Origin of the sequence: Streptomyces sp. NPDC003300 (assembly GCF_040610915.1) — a bacterium.
GTDB lineage: Bacteria > Actinomycetota > Actinomycetes > Streptomycetales > Streptomycetaceae > Actinacidiphila.
In genome coordinates this window covers 1-19,483 of sequence record NZ_JBEXNE010000012.1, presented here as the reverse complement: position 1 = coordinate 19,483, position 19,483 = coordinate 1, and the positions used below count along the sequence as shown (strand labels likewise).

Sequence of the window (19,483 nt, the reverse complement as noted above, 5' to 3'; positions counted from 1 at the left end):
CGCGTGTGCCCTGCGCCGAAGGCCCCTCAGGCGGTGGCCCGGGGGAGTGGCCGCATCCCCAGGAGGGATTGTTCACGCGCGTAGACTCTTGTCAGGCGCGGGAGTTCGTACCGCGCGGCGTGCGCGGTGACCTCGCTGTCCGGGGCGAGCAGCGCGCCCGCGTCGAGCAGGGACTCCAGCCGGCGCAGCGCGTCGTCCTGGCCGCAGGTGAGCGCCGCCGCGGCCTGCCGCAGCGTGAAGGGCCCCTCCGACAGGTGTCCCAGCAGGCACAGCGTGGTCCGGTCCGCCGCCGACAGGTCCCGCCACCCGCTCGCCAGCCGCGGCCGTACATCCGTGTCGCCCGCGACCAGTTCGTCCAGTACGGTCCTGCCGTCGGCCAGCCGCGCCGCGTACTCGCCGAGCGGCAGATGGCGTCGTACCGCGAGCTTCAGACCGCTGACCCGGACCGCGAGCGGCAGCATGCCGGTCGCGGTGACGATGCGCCGGGCCGCCTCCGGACAGGCCCGCAGCCGCTCGTGGCCCACGATCCGGCCGAGCAGTTCGAGGCTCTCGCCGAGGTCGAAGGGCGCCAGTTCCAGCCGGTCGGCGGAGACCAGTCCGGCCAACTGCGCGCGGGAGGTCACCAGTACGGCGCTGCCGCCGGAGTCCGGCACCAGCGGCCGTACGGACGCCTCGTCGGCCGCGTCGTCCAGCACCAGCAGGATCCGGCGCGGCCCGAGCCAGTCACGCCACGCGGCGGCGGCCTCCTCGGCGTCCTCCGACACGTCGTCGACGGCCGCCGCCCGCTGCCCGGGAAGGTCCGCCATCCGGGCCAGCTCGGCGACCACCGAGGCGGCCGAACGCGGACGCCCGGCCGCGTCGCGCATCCGGATCAGTACGCGGCCGTCGGGGAACTCCGCGGCGAGCCGGTGCGCGGTGTGCACCGCCAGCGCGGTCTTACCGGTGCCGACCGGCCCGGTGACGACCGCCAGATGCCGGTCACTGCCCAACAGCTTGAGCAGAAAGCGCAGTTGGCGTTCACGGCCGGTGAAGTCGGCCAGGTCCTGGGGGAGCAGGGCGCCGAGGACTCCGCAGGAGCGCCGCGCCGCGGCCCGCACGCCGGACGGAGCGAAGGGGCCGCCGGGCTCCTGCGGGCCGCCGTCGAGCATCGAGCGGTACAGCGTCTCCAGCGCGGGGCTCGGCTGGAGCCCGTACTCGACGGCGAGCAGCCGGCGCAGCCCCTCGTACGCCGCCAGGGCCTCCGTCTGCCGCCCCTGGTCGAACAGCGCGTTCATCTGGACGGCCCTGAGCCGTTCGCGCTCGGGGTGACGCTCCACCAGATCGGCGACGGTGTCGGCGACTTCGGTGGCCCGGCCCAGCCGCAACTCGGCCTCGGCCCAGTCCTCGTAGACCTGGAGGTAGCGGCTGTCGAGCCGCTCCGCCTCGGATCTGACGGTGGGTGAGAATCTCAGGTCGTGCAGCGGCGGTCCCTGCCGCAGCCCCATCGCCTCGCGCAGCATCCGGGACGCCGGGCCGAACGCGCCCTGCCCGGCGGCCTCGCGGGCTGATCTGGCCAGGCCCTGGAAGCGCAGCGAGTCCAACTCGTCGTCGCGCACCCGCAGCAGGTAGCCGCCCGGGTGGTGCTCGAGCCGGTCGCCCGCTCCCGCGCGGTCGAGGAGTTTGCGCAGCGCGGAGACGTACACCTGGATGTTCTTGCGCGCGGTGCGCGGCGGATTGCCGTCCCACAAGGTGTCCGTCAACAAGCCCAGTGAGACCGGGGTGTTGGGCCGGCACAGCAGCATGGCCAGGAGCAGCCGCTGTTTGAGCGGGCCGAGCGGGAAGGGGCCTTCGGCCGTGCCGACGGACAGCGGGCCGAGGACGGAGAGCCGCAGACTGACGTGCGCTGGTTCGGCCATATCCGGTTTCACCTTTCCCGCCCGTTGATCCGGAGATGGGATCGTGAGCTGAGATGAATGACATCAGGCAGACGACTTATATCAGATGATGTGCCTGTGGCGAACCGGCAATGCGGGGACTGCTGGTGAGAGTTCGGACCAACCCCGCATCACCTGGGACGATACCGCGCTTATACCGCGGCTTCACCGGTTCCGAAACGGCCGGTCCTAGCTTCTGAGGTGTTCCCACCACCTGCTCGTACCCCGCCCAGAAGAGGAGACGATCATGGCTGATTCCGTCGAGCCCACCAACGAGGACATCGCGGAGACCCCCGAGAACGAGGTCGAGGCGCACGCCGAATCCCCCCTGGACCTCCAGGAGATGGGCGTGAGCAAGCCCGACCAGGGCGAGGGTGTGCTGGGCGGCCTCCAGGCCCCGGGCAGCACGGTCAGCCTGGCCGCCTGCGCCTGACCGAGCTGGGTGGGTGGCGCGTCCTCGTGGACGCGCCACCCACACGTCTTTCCCGCTCGCGTTGTCCTCCGGGGCGGCCCTTCCGACACCTGAGAACCGACAGGAGACGACCATGAGTGATTCCGCCGAATCCGCCGCCGAGGAGAACGCGCCCGAAGGCGCGGACGCAGGCGAGGGCGAATTCGAGGTGGAGGCGCACGCCGAATCCCCCCTGAGCCTCCAGGAGATGGACCCCACGACGTCGGTGATCAGCAGCCCCGTCGCGTCGATGAGCGCGACCAGCGTCGTCGTCTGCTGCTGAGCCGCCGCCCCCTCGCGTCCCACATCGGAGAGGCCCATGATCCCCTTCCCGTTCGTCGTGGCGGACAGAGAGTTCTACGCGCCGCTGGAGACCACCCGTGACCGCGGTGAGATCTACCGGCCCGGGCCGGTACCGGACGGGTGGACCGAGACCCCGTCGGGGATCTGGACCATGTGGCACCGGGGCAAGCAGCTCCGCGGTGTCGAGGACGGCTGGAAGGTGCACGTGTCCGCGCGGCCCGACCGCCTGCCGTACGTCCTCGACACCGTCGCGGCCGTCTGCTTCGAGCAGGACGTCGCCTTCAAGCACCTCGCCGGCAGGCTCTTCTACTGGTGGACCCACCACAAGCAGGCCGCCAGGCAGCAGAGCGGGAAATTCATCGCCGCGTATCCCACCAGCGTCGCCGCGGCCCGTGACCTCATGGAACGGCTGCGCACCGAACTGGCCGACGAGGAAGGCCCGTTCATCCTCACCGACAGGCGGTACCGGGACTCGCGCACGGTCCACTACCGCTACGGGGCCTTCGCCCCGCGCGAGCGCGTCAACGCCGACGGCACCCACACCCTGCTCGTCCGGGGCACCGACGGCGAGTTGGAGGAGGACCGCAGGGGCTTCTCCTTCTACCTCCCGGCGGGCATGACCGACCCCTTCGTCGAGACGCGCCCGGCGCCGAAGTCCTCGGCCGAGCCCGCCGCCGCCGGCGGAGGCGGGCCGATCGTCTTCCACGGATTCGCCTTCGAAGACGCGCTCCAGTTCACCAACTCCGGCGGCGCCTACCTGGGACGGGAGACGGCCACCGGCCGCAAGGTCTTCATCAAGGAGGCGCGCGCGCACACCGGCGTGGCGATGGGCGACACCACCGCACCCGACCAACTCCGCTCCGAATGGCAGACGTTGACCGCGCTGCACGAAACGGCGCCCGGCCTCGCCCCGGAGCCGCTCGCCTACTTCCGCGAGTGGGAGCACGACTTCCTCGTCACCGAGTTCATCGAGGGCACGACGCTCCAGCGCTGGATGGTCGCCAACCAGGTCATGCTCGGCGTCGACCGCGGACCCGAAGCGGCCGGGGACTACTACGGCCGGTGCGAGAAGCTGTTCGCGGAGATCGAGAGCACGCTGCACCGGCTGCACACGGCCGGCTACCTCTTCGTCGACGTCAGCCCCGGCAATGTGATGGTCACCGAGGACGACGGCATCCGACTGGTCGACTTCGAGGCCGCCCAGCGCCTGGACAGCGACGACACTCCGGTGATGGGCACGCCCGGCTACACCCCGCCCGCCGAACTCGTCGGCGACGATCCGCTGATCCACGACAAGTACGGCCTGGCCGGCCTCGCCCTGCTGCTCATCGGGCCCTTCCACCAGGTGGCGCAGCGCAATCCCGACACCCTCGCGCACCTGCGCCGCGAACTGCTGGAGCGGGCGCCGCTGCCGGAACCGCTGTGGGAGCGGGCCGTCGCGTATCACCGGCCGCGGCCCGCGGCGCAGGGCGTCACCCCCATCCCGACGCCCGAGGAAGTCGCCGCGGACCCGCTGCGGCACCTGGCCGACCTGCGCGACCGTACCGCCGACGCCATGGTGGCCATGGCCGACCCGGCCCACCCCGACCGGGTGTTCCCCACCATCGCCGAGGGCTACCAGAGCAACACCCAGTGCCTGGCCTTCGGCACCGCGGGCGTCGTGCACGCCCTGACCCGGGCGGGCCGCGCGCTGCCGGACGGCGTGCTGGAGCGGCTGCGGCACGACGCGCTCGGCGGCGTCGGGAAACTGCCCCCGGGGCTGTTCGCGGGCACCGCGGGCATCGCATGGGTGCTCGCCGACCAGGGGATGCTGGACGAGGCGAGGGATCTGCTCACCGCCGCCGACCGCCACCCCATCATCGCCTCCGGAGCGTCGGCGACCCTCTACGGCGGCACCTCGGGGGTCGCGCTCACCCACCTGGCGATGTACGGCCACACCCGCGACGAGCACCACATCGACCGGGCCCTGGAGCTGACGGCGGCGCTGCCGGCCGACGCCGACCTCACCCCGTACCTCGGCGCCAACGACGCCACCGGCCTCGTGCACGGCCGCACCGGGATCGCGCTGCTGCTCCAGCAGCTCGCCGCCGTGACCGGCGCGGACGACGAACTCGCGCGCGGCGTCCGGCTGTTGCACGCCGAGCTGGACCGTGCCACCGAGCCGGACTCGCCGGGTCTCGCCTTTCCCATCTCGGCCACCGACAACCGCAGCCTGCCCTACCTCTACTGCGGTTCCGCCTCGATGGCGCACACCGTCACCCGCTACACGCGGTCGGTGGACGACGAACGGCTCGCCGACGCGCTGCCCCGGCTGCTGACCTCGACGCGCACCACCTACACCGTGATGTCGGGGCTGTGGCAGGGACTGTCCGGCCTCGGCCTCGGTCTCGCGGAGTACGGGCGGCTGACCGGTGACGGCCGGGGCCGGGACGACGCGATCCGTGCGGCGTGCGGGCTGTTCAAATTCGCGGTGCCGCACGAGACCGGTATCCGTTTCCTCGGCGACCAGCTCATGCGGTTCAGCGCCGATCTGTGGAGCGGTTCGGCAGGGGTGCTGCTGTTCCTGTCGCAACTCCTCGCCCCCGCGCCCGACCCGCTGTTCACCGTGGACGCACTCGCCGGCGCGTACTCCCGTTCCGTCGCGGCCCGTTGAGGTGAACTGATGAGCCACCAGGAAATCGCCGAGCCGGCGCAGGCGCCCGAGAGCGCCGGCCCGGGGGACCCGGGCAACGCCGTCGGACGTGACGTCAGTCTCTACTGGTGCGGGCAGACGGCCTCCGCCTTCGGCTCGACCTTCACCGCCATCGCGCTGCCCGTCGTGGCCGTCGTGCACCTCCACGCCTCGCCGGGCGCCATCGGCCTGATCAGCGCCGCCACGACCGCGCCGATCCTGCTGCTCGGCTTCCCCGCGGGCGCGCTCGCCGACCGCATCGCCCACCCTCGCCGCACGCTCGTCCTGCTGGACCTGATCTGCGCCGCGGCCATCGGCGTGGTCGCGCTGGGCCTGGCCGTCGGCGCCATCTCGCTGCTGTGGCTCGGCCTGCTCTGCGTGATCATGGGAGCCTCGTCCACCCTGTCCGCGGCCGTCTACTTCCTGCACCTGCGCCAACTCGTCGGCCCCGAAGGCATCGGCGGTGCGCGCGCCAGACTCCAGGCAGGACAGTACGGCGCCGCGCTCGTCGGACGCCTGCTGGCCGGTCCCGCCATCGCGGTGCTGGGCGCCGCCGCCGCGCTGTCGGTCGACGTGGCGAGCTATCTGCTCAGCGCGACCGCGCTGATGACGATGCGCTCACCCGACATCGTGCCCCGCGGGCCCGCGCCGTCGGTCCTCACCATGATGCGCGGCGCCATGGCGGGCATGCGGGTCTTCACCGGTGACGCCTTCCACCGCGCGCTGGGCCTGTTCATCGTGGTGCCCGCCGCGACGATGGCGGGCGTGACCGCCCTCACCGGTCCGTTCCTGTTGCGGGTGATCCATCTGCCGACAGCCGCCTACGGTTCCCTGTTCGCGCTCTCGGGGCTGATGGGCCTGGGCGGTTCCGCCGTCGCCGCACGGCTGCTCGCCCCGGGCCGCGACCCCCGGCGGGTGATGCTGATGTCGTTCACCGGCGCGGTGGTGTGCAGCCTGCTGCTGCCGCTGGCGGCGGGACCGCTGCCCCTCGCCGCCTTCTGCGCCGCGATGGGCATCGGGCTGCCGGTCTTCTTCGGCGCCGTCGCCAATGTGGCCGTCAGTTCCGTGCTCGTCGCCGACATGTCGGAGGACACCCTCGGCCGCGCGATGGCCGCGCTCCAGGTCTGCCTGGCGGGGGCGGGCCTGATCGGGGCGGTGGGATGCGGTCTGCTCGGTGACCTGGTCGGGGTACGCGGCGCGCTGTGGGTCATGGGGCTGACAGCCCTCGGCTGCGTGGCCCTGAGTCTGCCGTCCGCGCTGCGCGCCGCACGGCGGTCCCACGACGCGGCGCAGCCGTCACCGGCCTCCGTTTGACCCAAGACCCCCGTCGCCGTCCGGCGGCGGACCACCGGAAATCCCATGGACGAGAGACGAGGAAACACCCATGAACGAGGTGCTCAGGCTCCAGGCGCTGGGGAGCGAGAAGGACCAGGGCAAGGCGAATCTCCAGCCGATCAGCGTGGCCGGCAGCACGCTCAGCGTGGTGTGCGGATGGGACTGCGTCTGGGGCAGTTCCCTGCGCATCGCGCAGGAGCCGCAGGGCCCCGGCCTGCTGAACCCGGCCTGACCGACCCGCCCGACCGCACCGGTCGGGCGACAACTCCCTTGCCTCTTAGGCCAATCGGCGGCGGTGTCCGGCACGACGGACACCGCCGCCGCCGTATGGGCGCACGCAAGCGGGCCATTCCGGCGGCTGTGTGTACCAGCTAGGATGAAGCCGGACACGGGACGAACCCATACTGGCTGCACCGACGAAGGGGAGGCGGGCGATGGGCGAGAACGAGTCGCGGGCCCCCTCCGCGTCGACGCTGGCCGACAAGATCGACGCGCTGTTCCGGGTCGTGCGACGGCCCAACCGTGAGCCGTACAGCCATGAAGAGGTCGCCCGCGCCTGCCGCGAGGCCACCGGCGAGAGCTTCTCCGCGACCTACCTGTGGCAGTTGCGCACGGGCCGTCGCGACAATCCCACCAAGCGTCATCTCGAAGCCCTGGCACAGTTCTTCGACGTGCCGGTCGGATACTTCTTCGACGACGAGCAGGGCGCCGCCATCGCCAAGGAGCTTGAGCTGCTCGGCGCGCTGCGCGACGCGGGCGTCCGCAGCATGGCCCTGCGCGCGGTCAACCTCTCCCCTGAGGGCGCGGCCACGATCAGCGACATGATCGATGTGCTCGCCCGCAGGGAGCGTGGCTCTCCCAGCCGCGAACCCTGACAGCGCCTGAAGTGCACGCAGCGCTTGAAGTGCGCGAACTCTTCGGTGAGATCTCGCGGTTCCACCCGGCGGACAAGGGGACAGCGTGTGAGACGTGTGCGACGTGACCGGAGCCGAGCTCTGTGGCACAGATGTCAGCGGACGGTCGACGGGCTCGACCTGCCCAATCCGTTCGACGCGACGGTCTTCATCGGGATGCTCGCGGTCGCCCGCGGCCGTCCGATCGAACTCGTGCCCGTCTCCTCCCGGCCCCACACACCGTGCGGCCTGCTGGTGACCACCGACCACGGCGACTGCATCCTCTACGCCGCCGACACCAGCGCGCTGCACCAGCAGCACATCCTGCTGCACGAGGCGGCCCACCTGGTCTGCGGCCACCACGAGACCGCGCCCGCGGCGTCGGCCGCCGCCCAGGTCCTGTTACCGCACTTATCGTCGTCCCTGGTCCAGCGGGTACTCGGCCGCAGTGTGTACACCGAACCGCAGGAGCAGGAAGCCGAGTTGGTCGCTTCGCTGATCCTGACCCGTACCGCCCGTCCGTTGGGGAACACCGTCCCCGTGCCGCCGCCGCATCCGCAACGAACGCGTCTGGACAGGTTGTTCGGCATACCGGAGGACCGCGCGTCGGGCCGCCGTGATGGCTGATCTCCTGTCGTTCGTCTCCGCCGCGTTCTTCCTGGTCTTCGGTGTCCACCGGCTGGTGATCACCCGCCGGCCGTGGTCCGATTCCGCGCAGCGCTACGTCTACGGCTTCGCGCTGTGCCTGGGCTCGGGCATGCTGTTCAACACCCCCGCCCTCACGAAGGCGTTGTCCTCCGACACGACCTTCGACAACCTGGTCAACCTGGGCATACACGACGTGAAGATGGTCGGTTTCGCCTTCCTCGTCCTGGTGGCGTACGCGCTCAAGTCCCCTGCGGCGGCGGCCCCGCGTGCGGTGCGCCTCCAGATGTGGGCGGCCGGTGCGGTACTGGCCGTCTCCACCGCGCTCTACCTGGTGGCCGACCCCGCCATCGCGGGCGACACGCTGACCGTCTCCTCCGGCCACCGGTGGGCCCTGGCGTCGTACAACGCGCTCTTCGCCCTCTACGGTTCGTGGTGTCTGGCCGTCCTGGCCAGGGAACTCGCCGACCACGCCGCTCGGACCGCCCCCGGGCTGCTGCGTACGGGACTGCGGCTGATGCTGCTCGCCGCCGCGGTCGGCGCGGTGTGGACGCTGTGGGCGCTGGACGATGTCATCGCGGACCTGCGCACCGGCAGCCAAGGCGTCGCCGAGGACGTGGTCTCCTCCGTGCTCGGCGCGGTCACCGCGGCGCTCGCCACCGGAGGAGCCACCACCACGCTGTGGGTCGGCGCGCTCGGCGCCCCCATGCGCTGGCTGCGCGCCTACCGCAGCCACCGGGCGCTGGAGCCGCTGTGGTCGGCGCTGCACAGCGAACTGCCCGAGATCGCCCTCGACCCGTCGGCCGCCGACCGCCGACCGGGCCTGCGGCAGGCCGAATTCGCCCTCTACCGCAGGGTGATCGAGATCCGCGACGGCCATCTCGCGCTGCGCCCGTACTTCGAGTCCGGCGTCACGGCCTGGACCGACGGACGCGGGGGAGACGACGGCAGCGAGGTGACCGGCGGCGACGCGATCGACTGGGCCGACGAGCGCGGCCGTGACCGGCGGGCCGTGCTCGAAGCGGCCACGATCGCGGCGGCGTTGGAGAACAAACGCGCCGGGCGGCTGTGCGAAGGCACCGCCGCTGAGCGGTTCGCGCCCCCCGGCCACACCCCGCCCACGGTCCCCGGCACCGTGGAGGCCGAGGCGGCCTGGCTGCTGGAGGTGACGGCCGCCTTCACCTCGTCCCCCACGGTCGCCGCCGTACGCCACCGCACCCGTACGACCGCCGCAGCCCATACGGCCGGGGTCCGCGCGTCCGAGGCCCGCATGCCCGAAGCCCGCAACGGCTGAGCCGCCCCTCAGACGTCCTGTCCCGCGACCCCGTCGGCGTCCTCCGACAGCTCGAACCACACCGTCTTGCCCTCCGACTCCGGCCGTACGCTCCACTGCTCGGACAGGATGTCGAGCAGGACGAGGCCGCGGCCCGAGGACGCCATCTCGCCCGGGGTGCGCTGGTGGGGCAGTTCGTCACCGCTGTCGGAGACCTCGACGCGCAGCGTGCGGTTGCCGGGCTCGCCCGAGATCGAGGCCATCAGGGCCGCCGTCTGGTCGGTGTGCACCAGCACGTTGCCCAGCAGCTCCGACGCGAGGAGCACGGCGGTGTCCACCTGGTCGGGCTGCGCCCAGTCGTGCAGCAGCGCCCGCAGCTCGGAGCGCGCCTCGGCCAGGCCCTCGGCCTCGTCCTGCTCGATCGTGGTCAGGATGCGCCGAACGGGTCGCACGGGGCGCTGGACGCCGGTGTCGCGGCGCAGCATGAGCAGCGCGATGTCGTCCTCGTTGCGCGGGCTCAGCCGCTCCTCGCCGTTCTCGGTCACCGGGCCGACCACGCTCTGGATCAGCCGGTCGGCCATCCCCTCCAGGTCGGAGGTCGGGCCGGGCGACAGCGCGTCCCGCACCCGGTTCCAGCCGGTGTACATGTCGTGCCCGCCGGTCTCGATGAGCCCGTCCGTGCAGAGCATCATGATCTCCCCGGCCTGGAGCTCCAGTACGTTGACCGGGTAGTCGTCCTCGTCCGGCATCAGGCCGAGCGGCAGCCCGCCCCTGATGTGCTTGATCATGCAGGTGCCGTCCGGCATGCGCAGCACGGGGTGCGGATGCCCGGCCCGCGCCACGTGCAGCGTGCCCGCCGCCGGGTCCGCCTCGATGTAGATGCAGGTCGCGAATCTGTCCCCGTCCAGCGAGGTCAGGAAGCGCGACGTCCGCGACAGCACCGCGTCCGGGCCGTGCCCCTCGGCGGCGTACGCGTGCACGGCGGTCCGCAGCTGGGCCATCAGGCTCGCCGCGTGCAGGTCGTGGCCCTGCACGTCGCCGATGACCAGCGCCAGACGGCCCGAGGGCAGGTCGATGATGTCGTACCAGTCGCCGCCCACCACCAGCCCGCCGCCGGTCGGCACGTACCGCGAGGTCACGGTCATCCCGCGGTACACCGACGCGCCCCGCCCCATGCTGCTGCGCAGCCCGCGCGACAGGGCCAGCTCCGCCTCGCCGGTGTGCGTCCGCTCCAGGGCGCGGGAGATCAGCCGGGCGAGCGTGACCAGCGTGCTGCGCGTGTCGCTGTCGAAGTCGACGTCGTCCAGGAACGCCACCAGCCACACCCCGGTGATCCGGCCCGTGCTCACCAGCGGCAGGAACGCCCACGACCTGCTGCCCTTGCGGGCCGCGAGCCGCCACGTCGTCGGAAAGCGGTCGCGGTACTCCTCGACCGTGGGCAGATACACCGGGCGGCCGGTGCGCAGCACCTCCGCCGCCGGATAGTCGGTGGTGATCGTCATACGGACGGTCCGGCTGCCGCTGGTCCGGTACCCGTACCGCCCGATCAGGTTCAGCGACCGCTCGGTGACGCCGAACAGGGCCGTGCCGTCCATCGGGAACTCCGGCGAGGTGAGCGACGCCAGAGCCATGAAGACCTCGTCCACGGAGGTCGCCTCGGCCAGGGCGCGGCCCGCCTCCAGCATCCGCACATCACGGTGCCTGCCCGCGTCGGTGGGCGCGCGGGCGGCGCCGTCCCGCTCACCGTCCTCGCCCGGCGCGGGCCTGCGGGTCCTCTCGTGCGGGCCGGTCTCGTTCAGGGCATCGATCTGACGCAGTTCGGCGGCCTGCTCGGCGGCGCGCCCCGCCGTCCGGTCGTCCGCCGGGGGTCCCTCGTCACGATCGTTCATCCACGGCCCCTTCGACTCATCCGCCGTCCCGTCGCTTCGTCGTTTTGTCCGCTTGTCGTCCGTACCATGCTCCGTCGAGTCGGCCGTCCGTGCAGCGCGGTGTACGCCGTGACCGGCCGTCCGGCTGGCGGGCCCGCTCGCGCCGTACTAAGACAGGAGGTGTGCCGGACCGCGTTCACGGGGCAGGGGAGCAGACGGACGCGAAGACCTGAGAAGGGACGGATGTCGTGGCACGACCCAGGATTCTCGTGGTGGGCGCCGGTTTCGCAGGAGTGGCGTGCGTACGCCGCCTGGAGCGGTCGCTCGCCGCCGACGAGGCGGACGTCTCACTGGTCACACCGTTTTCGTACCAGCTCTACCTGCCGTTGCTCCCCCAAGTGGCCTCCGGGGTGCTGACCCCGCAGTCCATCGCGGTGTCGCTGCGCCGCAGCAGCAGGCACCGCACCCGGATCATCCCCGGCGGGGCCGTGGGAGTGGACACCAAGGCCAAGGTCTGCGTGATCCGCAAGATAACGGGCGAGATTTTGAACGAGCCGTACGACTACATCGTGCTGGCGCCCGGCAGCGTCACCCGCACCTTCGACATCCCCGGACTGCTGGACAACGCGCGCGGCATGAAGACGCTCGCCGAGGCCGCGTACATCCGCGACCACGTCATAGCGCAGCTCGACCTCGCGGACGCCAGCCAGGACGAGGCCGAGCGGGCCTCCCGGCTCCAGTTCGTGGTGGTCGGCGGCGGCTACGCGGGCACCGAGACCGCCGCCTGCCTCCAGCGGCTGACCAGCAACGCGGCCAAGCGCTACCCGCGCCTCGACCCGAAGCTGATCAAGTGGCACCTGATCGACATCGCCCCGAAGCTGATGCCGGAACTCGGCGACAAGCTGGGCAGGAGCGCGCTGGAGATCCTCGGCAAGCGCGGCATCGAGGTCTCGCTCGGGGTGTCGATCGCGAAGGCGGGACCCGAGGAGGTCACCTTCACCGACGGCAGGGTGCTGCCCTGCCGCACCCTGATCTGGACCGCGGGCGTCGCCGCGAGCCCGCTGGTCGCCACGCTCGACGCCGAGACGGTACGCGGCAGGCTCGCGGTCACCCCCGAGATGACCGTGCCGGGGCTCGACGGCGTCTTCGCGCTGGGCGACGCGGGCGCGCTGCCCGACGTCACGAAGGGCGAGGACGGCGCGATCTGCCCGCCCACCGCGCAGCACGCCATGCGGCAGGGCCGCACGATGGCCGACAACATCCTGGCCACCCTGCGCCACCGGCCGCTCACGCCGTACGCGCACAAGGACCTCGGCCTGGTGGTCGACCTCGGCGGCAAGGACGCGGTCTCCAAGCCGCTCGGCATCGAACTGCGCGGCCTGCCCGCCCAGGCGGTCGCCCGCGGCTACCACTGGTCGGCGCTGCGCACCAACGTCGCCAAGACCCGCGTCATGACCAACTGGCTGCTCAACGCGGTGGCGGGCGACGACTTCGTCCGCACCAACTTCCAGTCCCGCAGCGCCGGCACCCTGCGCGACTTCGAGTACACCGACACGTATCTGACGCGCGAGGAGATCCTGGAGCACACCAGGGGCATGGTCGCGGGCGGCTGACGGCGGCGGTCGCCGGACGTTACGGTCGCCGTACACATCGGGCCGTCGCATACGTCGGGCCGCCGCGTCCGCCGGGAGGACGGAGAGCGTGAGCACGGGTACGGGTACGGAGCCGGTCACCGGCACGGGCGTCGTGGACGAGGCGGTACGCGGCAGGCCCGCGCCCGCCCTGCGCGGCCTGGTCGGCTGGTACTCCGGCTACCGGCAGCGCGGCGTGCCACCGACCAGGCACCGGGGGCTGCCGTCCCCGTACCTGACGTTGATCCTCACGCTCGACGAACCGCTCACCGTCGCCGCCCACCCCGACCCGGCGGAACCGCCAGGCGACTTCTCGGCGCTCGTCGGCGGCCTGCACACCGCACCCGCGCTGATCAGCGTGCCCGGCCGCCAGTCCGGCGTGCAGATCGCCCTCGACCCGCTGGGCGCCCGCGTCCTGCTCGGGCTGCCCGCGGGCGCGCTGGCCGGAGCGGATCTCGCCGCGCAGGACGTGCTCGGACCGTCGGTCGCCGACGTCCTGGACCGGCTGCGGGCCGCCCCGGACTGGGCGGGCCGCTTCGCCGTCGTCGACGCCTGGCTACTGGACCGGGCACGCGCCGACCCGCGCGCGGGCGTACGGCTCCATCCGGAGGTACGGCACGCGTGGCGGCTGCTCGCGGCCACCGGCGGCACGATAGGCGTGGCGCGGCTGGCGGCCGAGGTCGGCTGGAGCGACCGGCGGCTGCGGGACCGCTTCGCGGCCGAGGTGGGACTGAGCCCGAAGGCCGCCGCACGGGTGATCCGCTTCGACCGCACCCGCCGCGGCCTGGCCTCCTACGGCGCCGCCGAGGGGCGGCTGGCCAGGGTCGCCGTCGAGCGCGGCTACTTCGACCAGGCGCACATGGACCGCGAATTCCGGGCCTTGGCGGGCTGCCCGCCGACACTGTGGCTCGCCGAGGAGCGCCGAAACATCCAATCCGGGCATCACCCGTCCGAGTGAGGCTGGACGCGACAGCACACCGGCAGCACTGAGGAGGTCCGATCCCCATGACCGAGAGCACTGGCGACAACCCGGCGCAGGGCGCGAGCGACGGCGGTTCCGCGCGAGCGAAGACCGCACCGCCGCCCCAGGTCTGGCCCACCCTGCGCGCCCGCGACGCCCGCGGGCTGATCCGCTTCCTCGTGGACGCGTTCGGCTTCGAGGAAACCGCGGTCTACGGCGAGGGCGACACCGTCGCGCACGCCGAACTGGCCTGGCCCGAGGGCGGCGGCATCATGCTCGGCTCGGTCCGCGAGGACCCGGACGGCACCTGGGCCAAGCGGCCCCCCGGCTCCTTCGGCGCCTACGTCGTCACCGCCGACCCCGACGCGCTGCACGCGCGCGCCAAGGCCGCGGGCGCCGAGATCACCGCCGAGCTGTTCGAGACGGACTACGGCTCCCGCGACTTCGCGGCCCGCGACATCGAGGGCAACCACTGGTACTTCGGCACCTATCCGGGCGAGCCGCGATAGGCCAGCGCGGCCTCAGTCGGCCAGCCGGAACTCCAGGTCCGTCTCCCACTTCGCGGTGTCGGGCTGCGAGCGCGGATCGGTGCGGTAGCTCTCCATCCGGCAGCCCCACCGGTCACCCTCGGCCGTCGGCCTCATGTCCCAGCGCAGCCCCGCCGCCAACGCCCAGTCGAGCAGCAGCGCCGTGGCGCCGACGAGCCCGGCGGGGCTGCCGAGGTGCGTGTACGTCACGAAGCGGCCCGCGGGCAGCACGCCGGAGAACAGGTCGCCGTCGCGCACCACCGCCCCCGCGACGGGCACCCCCGCCTCGACCTCGAGCTGCCTCGCCATGTCGATGACGTTGTACTTGAGGAAGGGCGGCCCGGCGGGCTCCACGCCGAGCGCGGACAGCCGCCCGATGACTTCGGGGATGCGGTGGGCGATGGTGTCGACCGATTCCATGGTGACAAGGGCCCGGACGGCCGCATACGGGCGAGCGGCGCGGTCGACGATCCGGGGCGGTACGTATCCGGTAGTGGTCATGCCCCGGTAGACCGGCCGCGGACCGCGAACTCATCGCGGGCGCCGCACGGGGTCCGCGAAAACCACTTGCGGGCCTTCGTAGCGTTGGCTCGTATGACGAACAGTGACGGCCTGCTCGCGGCCTATGACGAGCAGATGCGCGGCGCTCCGCCGAACCTCCCCGCCGGGGTCAGGTGCGAGTGGGACGGACCGGTCCTGCGGCTCAGCGGGCAGTACCGCGGCTTCGTGAGCACACCGCCCGACCTCGGGGTGGAGGGCGCGGAGCTGGACCGGCTGATCTCCCGCCAGCGCGACTTCTTCGCGGCGCGCGGCGAGGCCGTGGAGTGGAAGACCCGCGCGCACGACCGGCCCGCCGACCTGCCCGAGCGGCTGCTCGCGGCCGGCTTCGTGCCCGAGGAGCGGGAGACCGTCGTGATCGGGCGGGCCGAGGAGATGACGGCCGACCCCGTACTGCCGGACGGCGTCGTCCTGCGCCAGGTCACCGCCGACGCCGACCTGCGGCGGATCGCCGCCATGGAGTCGGCCGTGTGGGGCCAGGACTGGGGGTGGCTGGCCGACGACCTGGCCGGCCGGATCGCCGCCGCGCCCACCGAGGTCGTCGTCCTGGTCGCGGAGGCCGACGGCCAGGTCGTCTCGGCGGCCTGGCTGGTGGTCAGGACCGGCACCGACTTCGCCGGGCTGTGGGGCGGCTCGACACTGGAGGCGTGGCGTGGCCGGGGCATCTACCGCGCGCTGGTCGCCGCCCGCGCCAATGTCGCCGCCGCCCGGGGCATCCGCTACCTCCAGGTCGACGCCTCGGACGACAGCGCGCCGATCCTGCGGCGCCTCGGCTTCCACGCCGTGACGACCACGACGCCCTACATCTGGTCACCCCCGGTCCGGACCTGAGAGCGGGGACGTGCCCGCGGTACGGACTCCCGTGCCGCGCCCGGCCACCGGTCTCTTTACGGTAGGGGTATGGAAGAGAGCACCGAGGACATCTCGCGGACCGCGGTCCAAGCGGCCCACGACCTGCGGGTGACGGTCAGCCGTCTGCTGCGCAGGCTGCGGGAGATCGCCGACACACAGGACCTGACCCCCTCCCAGACCTCGGTGCTCAGCAGGCTGGGCAAGGGCGAGGAGTCCACCGCCAGCGCGCTGGCCGCCGCGGAGGGGGTCCGCCCGCAGTCGATGGCCGTCGCGCTCGGGGCGCTCGAACAGCACGGGTTCATCGAGCGCCACCCCGATCCCCGCGACGGCCGCAGGCAGTTGATCGTGCTCACCGCCGCGGGCCGCGAGCGGGTCCAGGGCAACCGCGTGGCCCGCGAGGAGTGGCTGGCCCGCGCCTTCCAGGACCGCTACACGCCGCAGGAGCGCGAGACGGTCATCGAGGCGCTGGCCCTGATGGAACGCCTCACCCAGCCGTAGTCCGCGCGGCGGCCGTCCTCACGCGGGTCCTGATCCGTCGGGTCCTGTTCCGTCGGGTCCTGTTCCGTCGGGTCCCGATCCGGCATTCCCCGACCCGGCGGGCCCTTCCGGCGGCTCCTCGCGCTCGACCGCCGCGAGGGTGCGGCCGGTGAGGACCGAGCGGGCCCTGCGCGGATCCGGAGTGGTCCCGCGGCCCGGCGTGCTGTGCGCGTCCTTCTTCTTGACCAACAGCCACGCCGGGTCCGCCGCGTCCCCCTGACCGCCGTCGGCGGCCTGGTGGATCCGGGTCAGCGCGTACGCGCCGAGCAGTTTCGTACCGCGCAGTTCGAAGGAGGCGTGGCCGCGCTCCAGGGCCCGCGCGAACGCCTCGGGACCGCCGTCCGTCAGCGGGTGGTACGTGCCGTGGTCCCAGACGATGACGGGCCCCGCGCCGTACTGGCCGCCGGGGATCACGCCCTCGTACTCCCGGTACTCCAGCGGGTGGTCCTCGGTGGGCACCGCGAGCCGTTTGTCGCGCGGGTCGGTGGACGGCCCCCTCGGGACCGCCCAGGACTTCAGCACCCCGTCGACCTCCAGCCGGAAGTCGAAGTGCATCCGGGTCGCGTCATGGATCTGCACGACGAAGGACGGGTCGTCGCCGGGGGCCGCCGTACCGCCCTCGGGCTCGTCGGTGCGGTCGAAGCGCCGCATGCCGCGGTACTTCGCCAGCCGGTCCCGCTCCTGGCCCGTACCCCGGTCGGCGCCCTGGCCCGCTCCCTCGTCGTCGCCCGAGCCCGTGCCCGTCCTCGCGTTGCTGTTCGCGTCGGTGTCGGCGTCCGCCACGACGGCTCCTCTCCGTACGGCCCGCTTCTGCCATCATCGGGCAGCCGGAGCGCTCCGGCCCGGCCGGAGCGGTCCGCGCGGGTGGCTGCCGGCCGCCGGAAGAGGCAGGCTCGACAGTGGGGCCATGGGAAGCGCACGGCCCCGGCCACCGTTGCACGGCAGGAAGACGTACGCAGACGCACACCAACAAGTGTGGAGACATCGCATGAGCGGATCGGCGGACATCGGCGTCACCGGGCTGGCAGTGATGGGCAGCAATCTCGCCCGGAACTTCGCCCGCCACGGCTTCACCGTGGCCTTGCACAACCGCACCACCGCCAAGACGAACGCCCTGGTGGAGCAGTTCGGCGACGAGGGCACCTTCATCGCCGCGCAGTCCGCGCAGGAGTTCGTCGCGGCCCTGGAACGGCCGCGGCGGCTGGTCATCATGGTCAAGGCCGGTGAGGCCACCGACGCGGTGATCCAGGAATTCGCGCCGCTGCTGGAGTCGGGCGACGTGATCATCGACGGCGGCAACGCGCACTTCGCCGACACCCGCCGCCGCGAGAAGGAACTGCGCGAGCAGGGCATCCACTTCGTCGGCACCGGCATCTCCGGCGGCGAGGAGGGTGCGCTCAACGGCCCGTCGATCATGCCCGGCGGGTCCGCCGAGTCCTACGAGTCGCTCGGCCCGCTGCTGGAGCGGATCGCCGCCAAGGCCGAGGACGGCACGCCCTGCACGACGCACATCGGTCCCGACGGCGCCGGCCACTTCGTGAAGATGGTGCACAACGGCATCGAGTACGCCGACATGCAGCTCATCGCCGAGGCGTACCACCTGCTGCGCGAGGTCGCCGGTTACTCGCCCGAGCAGATCGCCGAGACCTTCAAGACCTGGAACACCGGGCGCCTGGACTCGTACCTGATCGAGATCACCGCGCAGGTGCTCGCGCACACCGACGCGGCCACCGGCAAGCCCTTCGTGGACGTCGTCGCCGACCAGGCGGAGCAGAAGGGCACCGGCCGCTGGACCGTACAGATCGCCCTCGACCTGGGCGTCCCCGTCTCCGGCATCGCCGAGGCGGTCTTCGCCCGCTCCCTGTCGGGCCACGGCGAGCTGCGGGCCGCCTCCCGCGACCTGCCGGGCCCCTCGGGTGCGGTACTCGGCGAGGCCGAGGCCGCCGCCTTCGCCGACCGCGTGGAGCAGGCGCTGTACGCGTCCAAGATCGTGTCGTACACGCAGGGATTCCACCAGATCCAGGCGGGCAGCCAGACCTACGACTGGGACATCGACCTGGGCGCGGTCGCGTCGATCTGGCGCGGCGGCTGCATCATCAGGGCCGCCTTCCTCGACCGGATCAAGGAGGCGTACGACAGCCGCCCCGACCTGCCGAGCCTGCTGTCCGACAAGCAGTTCGCCGAGGAGATCGGCGCGGCGCAGGACGACTGGCGGTCGGTCGTGGCGACCGCGGTGGGCCACGGCGTGCCCACGCCCGGTTTCTCCGCGGCGCTGGCGTACTACGACGCGCTGCGCGCCGAGCGGCTGCCCGCGGCGCTCACGCAGGGTCAGCGCGACTTCTTCGGCGCGCACACCTACCGGCGCACCGACCGCGAGGGCTCTTTCCACACGTTGTGGGGCGGCGACCGCTCGGAGGTGAGCACGGATTGACCCGACTGCCACGTGCGTGTGGCGCGTGGACCGGGGCACAAGGAAAGTGAACGGGTACAGCACGTCACCAGGAGGACTCGTCATGATCAAGCCCGCTGATCTCCGCGAATGGCGCGACCACGACGTGGTCGACGCAGAGGGACACAAGATCGGCTCCCTCGAAGCGGTGTATGTGGACACCGGCACGGACGAGCCGCTGATGGTCACGGTCCAGATCGGCCTGCCCACCAGGCACCGGCTCACCTTCACGCCCGTCACGGACGTGATCGTGGGCCCCGGATGGGTGAAGGTCCCGTACGACAAGGCATTGGTGAAGTCGGCCCCCTCGATCGGCACGGACGACGTCCTGCCCGTCGAGGACGAGGAGGCGATCTTCCAGCACTACGGTCTGCCGTACAAGCCGACCGGCGACGGCGTGCGCCTGCTCGCCCGACGCTGACGGCGCGTTCGCTGACAGCGCGCGAGCACTGACGGGCACACCCGTTCCCGCACCACCGCCCGTGAGAGAACAACCGAGTGGGGGGGGGGGGGGGGGCCCCCGCCCCCCCCCCCCCCCGGCCCCCCCCCCCCCGCGCCCGGGGGGCCCGGGGGGGGGGGGGGGGCGCCCCCCCCGGGGGGGGGGGGGGGGGGGGGC

19 protein-coding genes are annotated in these 19,483 nt (G+C 72.5%); 15 read left to right on the top strand and 4 right to left on the bottom strand.

Annotation, left to right across the window (positions count from 1 at the left end):
- Window positions 1-26: 26 nt before the first annotated feature.
- Window positions 27-1,895, bottom strand: a complete 1,869-nt coding sequence (locus ABZX65_RS19030; RefSeq protein ID WP_355340799.1) for a BTAD domain-containing putative transcriptional regulator — start codon at window positions 1,893-1,895, stop codon at window positions 27-29.
- 265 nt (window positions 1,896-2,160) lie between these two features.
- Between ABZX65_RS19030 and ABZX65_RS19025 the strand changes: the two genes are divergently transcribed.
- The 8 genes from ABZX65_RS19025 (at window position 2,161) to ABZX65_RS18990 (ending at window position 9,505) form a co-directional block, all read left to right on the top strand.
- Window positions 2,161-2,346 carry a hypothetical protein gene (locus ABZX65_RS19025; protein ID WP_188283862.1) on the top strand — a complete coding sequence of 62 codons (186 nt, stop codon included), beginning with the start codon at window positions 2,161-2,163 and terminating at the stop codon, window positions 2,344-2,346.
- A gap of 112 nt (window positions 2,347-2,458) precedes the next feature.
- Window positions 2,459-2,647, top strand: coding sequence for a hypothetical protein (locus ABZX65_RS19020; protein WP_355340796.1), 189 nt, complete (start codon window positions 2,459-2,461; stop codon window positions 2,645-2,647).
- A gap of 36 nt (window positions 2,648-2,683) precedes the next feature.
- The gene (gene lanKC, locus ABZX65_RS19015) at window positions 2,684-5,320 is read left to right on the top strand and encodes a class III lanthionine synthetase LanKC (RefSeq protein WP_355340793.1); all 2,637 of its coding nucleotides are present in this window, start codon (window positions 2,684-2,686) and stop codon (window positions 5,318-5,320) included.
- A 9-nt stretch (window positions 5,321-5,329) separates the two neighbouring features.
- A complete protein-coding gene (locus tag ABZX65_RS19010) occupies window positions 5,330-6,652 on the top strand; it encodes an MFS transporter (protein ID WP_355340790.1) in 1,323 nt (440 codons plus the stop codon).
- A gap of 70 nt (window positions 6,653-6,722) precedes the next feature.
- Window positions 6,723-6,905, top strand: a complete 183-nt coding sequence (locus ABZX65_RS19005; RefSeq protein ID WP_355340787.1) for a hypothetical protein — start codon at window positions 6,723-6,725, stop codon at window positions 6,903-6,905.
- A 202-nt stretch (window positions 6,906-7,107) separates the two neighbouring features.
- Window positions 7,108-7,548, top strand: coding sequence for an XRE family transcriptional regulator (locus tag ABZX65_RS19000; protein ID WP_355340784.1), 441 nt, complete (start codon window positions 7,108-7,110; stop codon window positions 7,546-7,548).
- A gap of 87 nt (window positions 7,549-7,635) precedes the next feature.
- Window positions 7,636-8,193 carry a ParH-like protein gene (locus ABZX65_RS18995; RefSeq protein WP_355340781.1) on the top strand — a complete coding sequence of 186 codons (558 nt, stop codon included), beginning with the start codon at window positions 7,636-7,638 and terminating at the stop codon, window positions 8,191-8,193.
- Window positions 8,186-9,505, top strand: a complete 1,320-nt coding sequence (locus ABZX65_RS18990; protein WP_355340778.1) for an MAB_1171c family putative transporter — start codon at window positions 8,186-8,188, stop codon at window positions 9,503-9,505. Before ABZX65_RS18995 ends, ABZX65_RS18990 begins: the two co-directional genes overlap by 8 nt.
- 8 nt (window positions 9,506-9,513) lie before the next feature.
- Here ABZX65_RS18990 and ABZX65_RS18985 read toward each other — a convergent pair whose 3' ends face one another.
- Complete coding sequence (locus ABZX65_RS18985) at window positions 9,514-11,373, bottom strand: SpoIIE family protein phosphatase (RefSeq protein WP_355340775.1); 1,860 nt, start codon at window positions 11,371-11,373, stop codon at window positions 9,514-9,516.
- Between the two features lie 227 nt (window positions 11,374-11,600).
- Between ABZX65_RS18985 and ABZX65_RS18980 the strand changes: the two genes are divergently transcribed.
- The 3 genes from ABZX65_RS18980 to ABZX65_RS18970 all read left to right on the top strand — a co-directional run bounded on the left by ABZX65_RS18980 (window position 11,601) and on the right by ABZX65_RS18970 (window position 14,453).
- Window positions 11,601-12,965 (top strand): NAD(P)/FAD-dependent oxidoreductase, encoded by a 1,365-nt coding sequence (locus tag ABZX65_RS18980; protein ID WP_355340772.1) that lies wholly within the window; start codon window positions 11,601-11,603, stop codon window positions 12,963-12,965.
- An 88-nt stretch (window positions 12,966-13,053) separates the two neighbouring features.
- Window positions 13,054-13,941, top strand: a complete 888-nt coding sequence (locus tag ABZX65_RS18975; protein WP_355340769.1) for an AraC family transcriptional regulator — start codon at window positions 13,054-13,056, stop codon at window positions 13,939-13,941.
- Between the two features lie 47 nt (window positions 13,942-13,988).
- Window positions 13,989-14,453: a VOC family protein gene (locus ABZX65_RS18970; RefSeq protein WP_355340766.1), complete on the top strand. Its 465-nt coding sequence runs from the start codon at window positions 13,989-13,991 to the stop codon at window positions 14,451-14,453.
- A gap of 12 nt (window positions 14,454-14,465) precedes the next feature.
- Here the strand turns inward: ABZX65_RS18970 and ABZX65_RS18965 are convergent, their stop codons facing one another.
- The gene (locus ABZX65_RS18965) at window positions 14,466-14,972 is read right to left on the bottom strand and encodes a GyrI-like domain-containing protein (RefSeq protein ID WP_355340763.1); all 507 of its coding nucleotides are present in this window, start codon (window positions 14,970-14,972) and stop codon (window positions 14,466-14,468) included.
- Between the two features lie 93 nt (window positions 14,973-15,065).
- Here ABZX65_RS18965 and ABZX65_RS18960 point away from each other — a divergent pair, with 93 nt between their 5' ends.
- Together ABZX65_RS18960 and ABZX65_RS18955 are read left to right on the top strand one after the other, a co-directional pair.
- Complete coding sequence (locus ABZX65_RS18960) at window positions 15,066-15,860, top strand: GNAT family N-acetyltransferase (protein WP_355340760.1); 795 nt, start codon at window positions 15,066-15,068, stop codon at window positions 15,858-15,860.
- Window positions 15,861-15,929: 69 nt separating this feature from the next.
- On the top strand, window positions 15,930-16,379 hold the full coding sequence (locus ABZX65_RS18955; protein WP_355340757.1) for a MarR family transcriptional regulator: 450 nt from the start codon (window positions 15,930-15,932) through the stop codon (window positions 16,377-16,379).
- A gap of 18 nt (window positions 16,380-16,397) precedes the next feature.
- On the opposite strand, the gene ABZX65_RS18950 is transcribed toward ABZX65_RS18955, so the two are convergent.
- Window positions 16,398-17,087: a DNA polymerase ligase N-terminal domain-containing protein gene (locus ABZX65_RS18950; RefSeq protein ID WP_355341313.1), complete on the bottom strand. Its 690-nt coding sequence runs from the start codon at window positions 17,085-17,087 to the stop codon at window positions 16,398-16,400.
- A 319-nt stretch (window positions 17,088-17,406) separates the two neighbouring features.
- Between ABZX65_RS18950 and gndA the strand changes: the two genes are divergently transcribed.
- On the top strand, window positions 17,407-18,849 hold the full coding sequence (gndA, locus tag ABZX65_RS18945; protein WP_355340753.1) for an NADP-dependent phosphogluconate dehydrogenase: 1,443 nt from the start codon (window positions 17,407-17,409) through the stop codon (window positions 18,847-18,849).
- Between the two features lie 82 nt (window positions 18,850-18,931).
- Entirely contained in the window at window positions 18,932-19,288 is a 357-nt protein-coding gene (locus ABZX65_RS18940; RefSeq protein ID WP_355340750.1) for a PRC-barrel domain-containing protein, read from the top strand.
- Window positions 19,289-19,483 lie beyond the last annotated feature (195 nt).

Coding starts and splice junctions, on each gene's coding strand:
- ABZX65_RS19030 (WP_355340799.1), bottom strand. CDS start 1,895: ATGGCCGAACCAGCGCACGTCAGTCTGCGGCTCTCCGTCCTCGGCCCG.
- ABZX65_RS19025 (WP_188283862.1), top strand. CDS start 2,161: ATGGCTGATTCCGTCGAGCCCACCAACGAGGACATCGCGGAGACCCCC.
- ABZX65_RS19020 (WP_355340796.1), top strand. CDS start 2,459: ATGAGTGATTCCGCCGAATCCGCCGCCGAGGAGAACGCGCCCGAAGGC.
- lanKC (WP_355340793.1), top strand. CDS start 2,684: ATGATCCCCTTCCCGTTCGTCGTGGCGGACAGAGAGTTCTACGCGCCG.
- ABZX65_RS19010 (WP_355340790.1), top strand. CDS start 5,330: ATGAGCCACCAGGAAATCGCCGAGCCGGCGCAGGCGCCCGAGAGCGCC.
- ABZX65_RS19005 (WP_355340787.1), top strand. CDS start 6,723: ATGAACGAGGTGCTCAGGCTCCAGGCGCTGGGGAGCGAGAAGGACCAG.
- ABZX65_RS19000 (WP_355340784.1), top strand. CDS start 7,108: ATGGGCGAGAACGAGTCGCGGGCCCCCTCCGCGTCGACGCTGGCCGAC.
- ABZX65_RS18990 (WP_355340778.1), top strand. CDS start 8,186: ATGGCTGATCTCCTGTCGTTCGTCTCCGCCGCGTTCTTCCTGGTCTTC.
- ABZX65_RS18985 (WP_355340775.1), bottom strand. CDS start 11,373: ATGAACGATCGTGACGAGGGACCCCCGGCGGACGACCGGACGGCGGGG.
- ABZX65_RS18970 (WP_355340766.1), top strand. CDS start 13,989: ATGACCGAGAGCACTGGCGACAACCCGGCGCAGGGCGCGAGCGACGGC.
- ABZX65_RS18965 (WP_355340763.1), bottom strand. CDS start 14,972: ATGACCACTACCGGATACGTACCGCCCCGGATCGTCGACCGCGCCGCT.
- ABZX65_RS18960 (WP_355340760.1), top strand. CDS start 15,066: ATGACGAACAGTGACGGCCTGCTCGCGGCCTATGACGAGCAGATGCGC.
- ABZX65_RS18955 (WP_355340757.1), top strand. CDS start 15,930: ATGGAAGAGAGCACCGAGGACATCTCGCGGACCGCGGTCCAAGCGGCC.
- gndA (WP_355340753.1), top strand. CDS start 17,407: ATGAGCGGATCGGCGGACATCGGCGTCACCGGGCTGGCAGTGATGGGC.
- ABZX65_RS18940 (WP_355340750.1), top strand. CDS start 18,932: ATGATCAAGCCCGCTGATCTCCGCGAATGGCGCGACCACGACGTGGTC.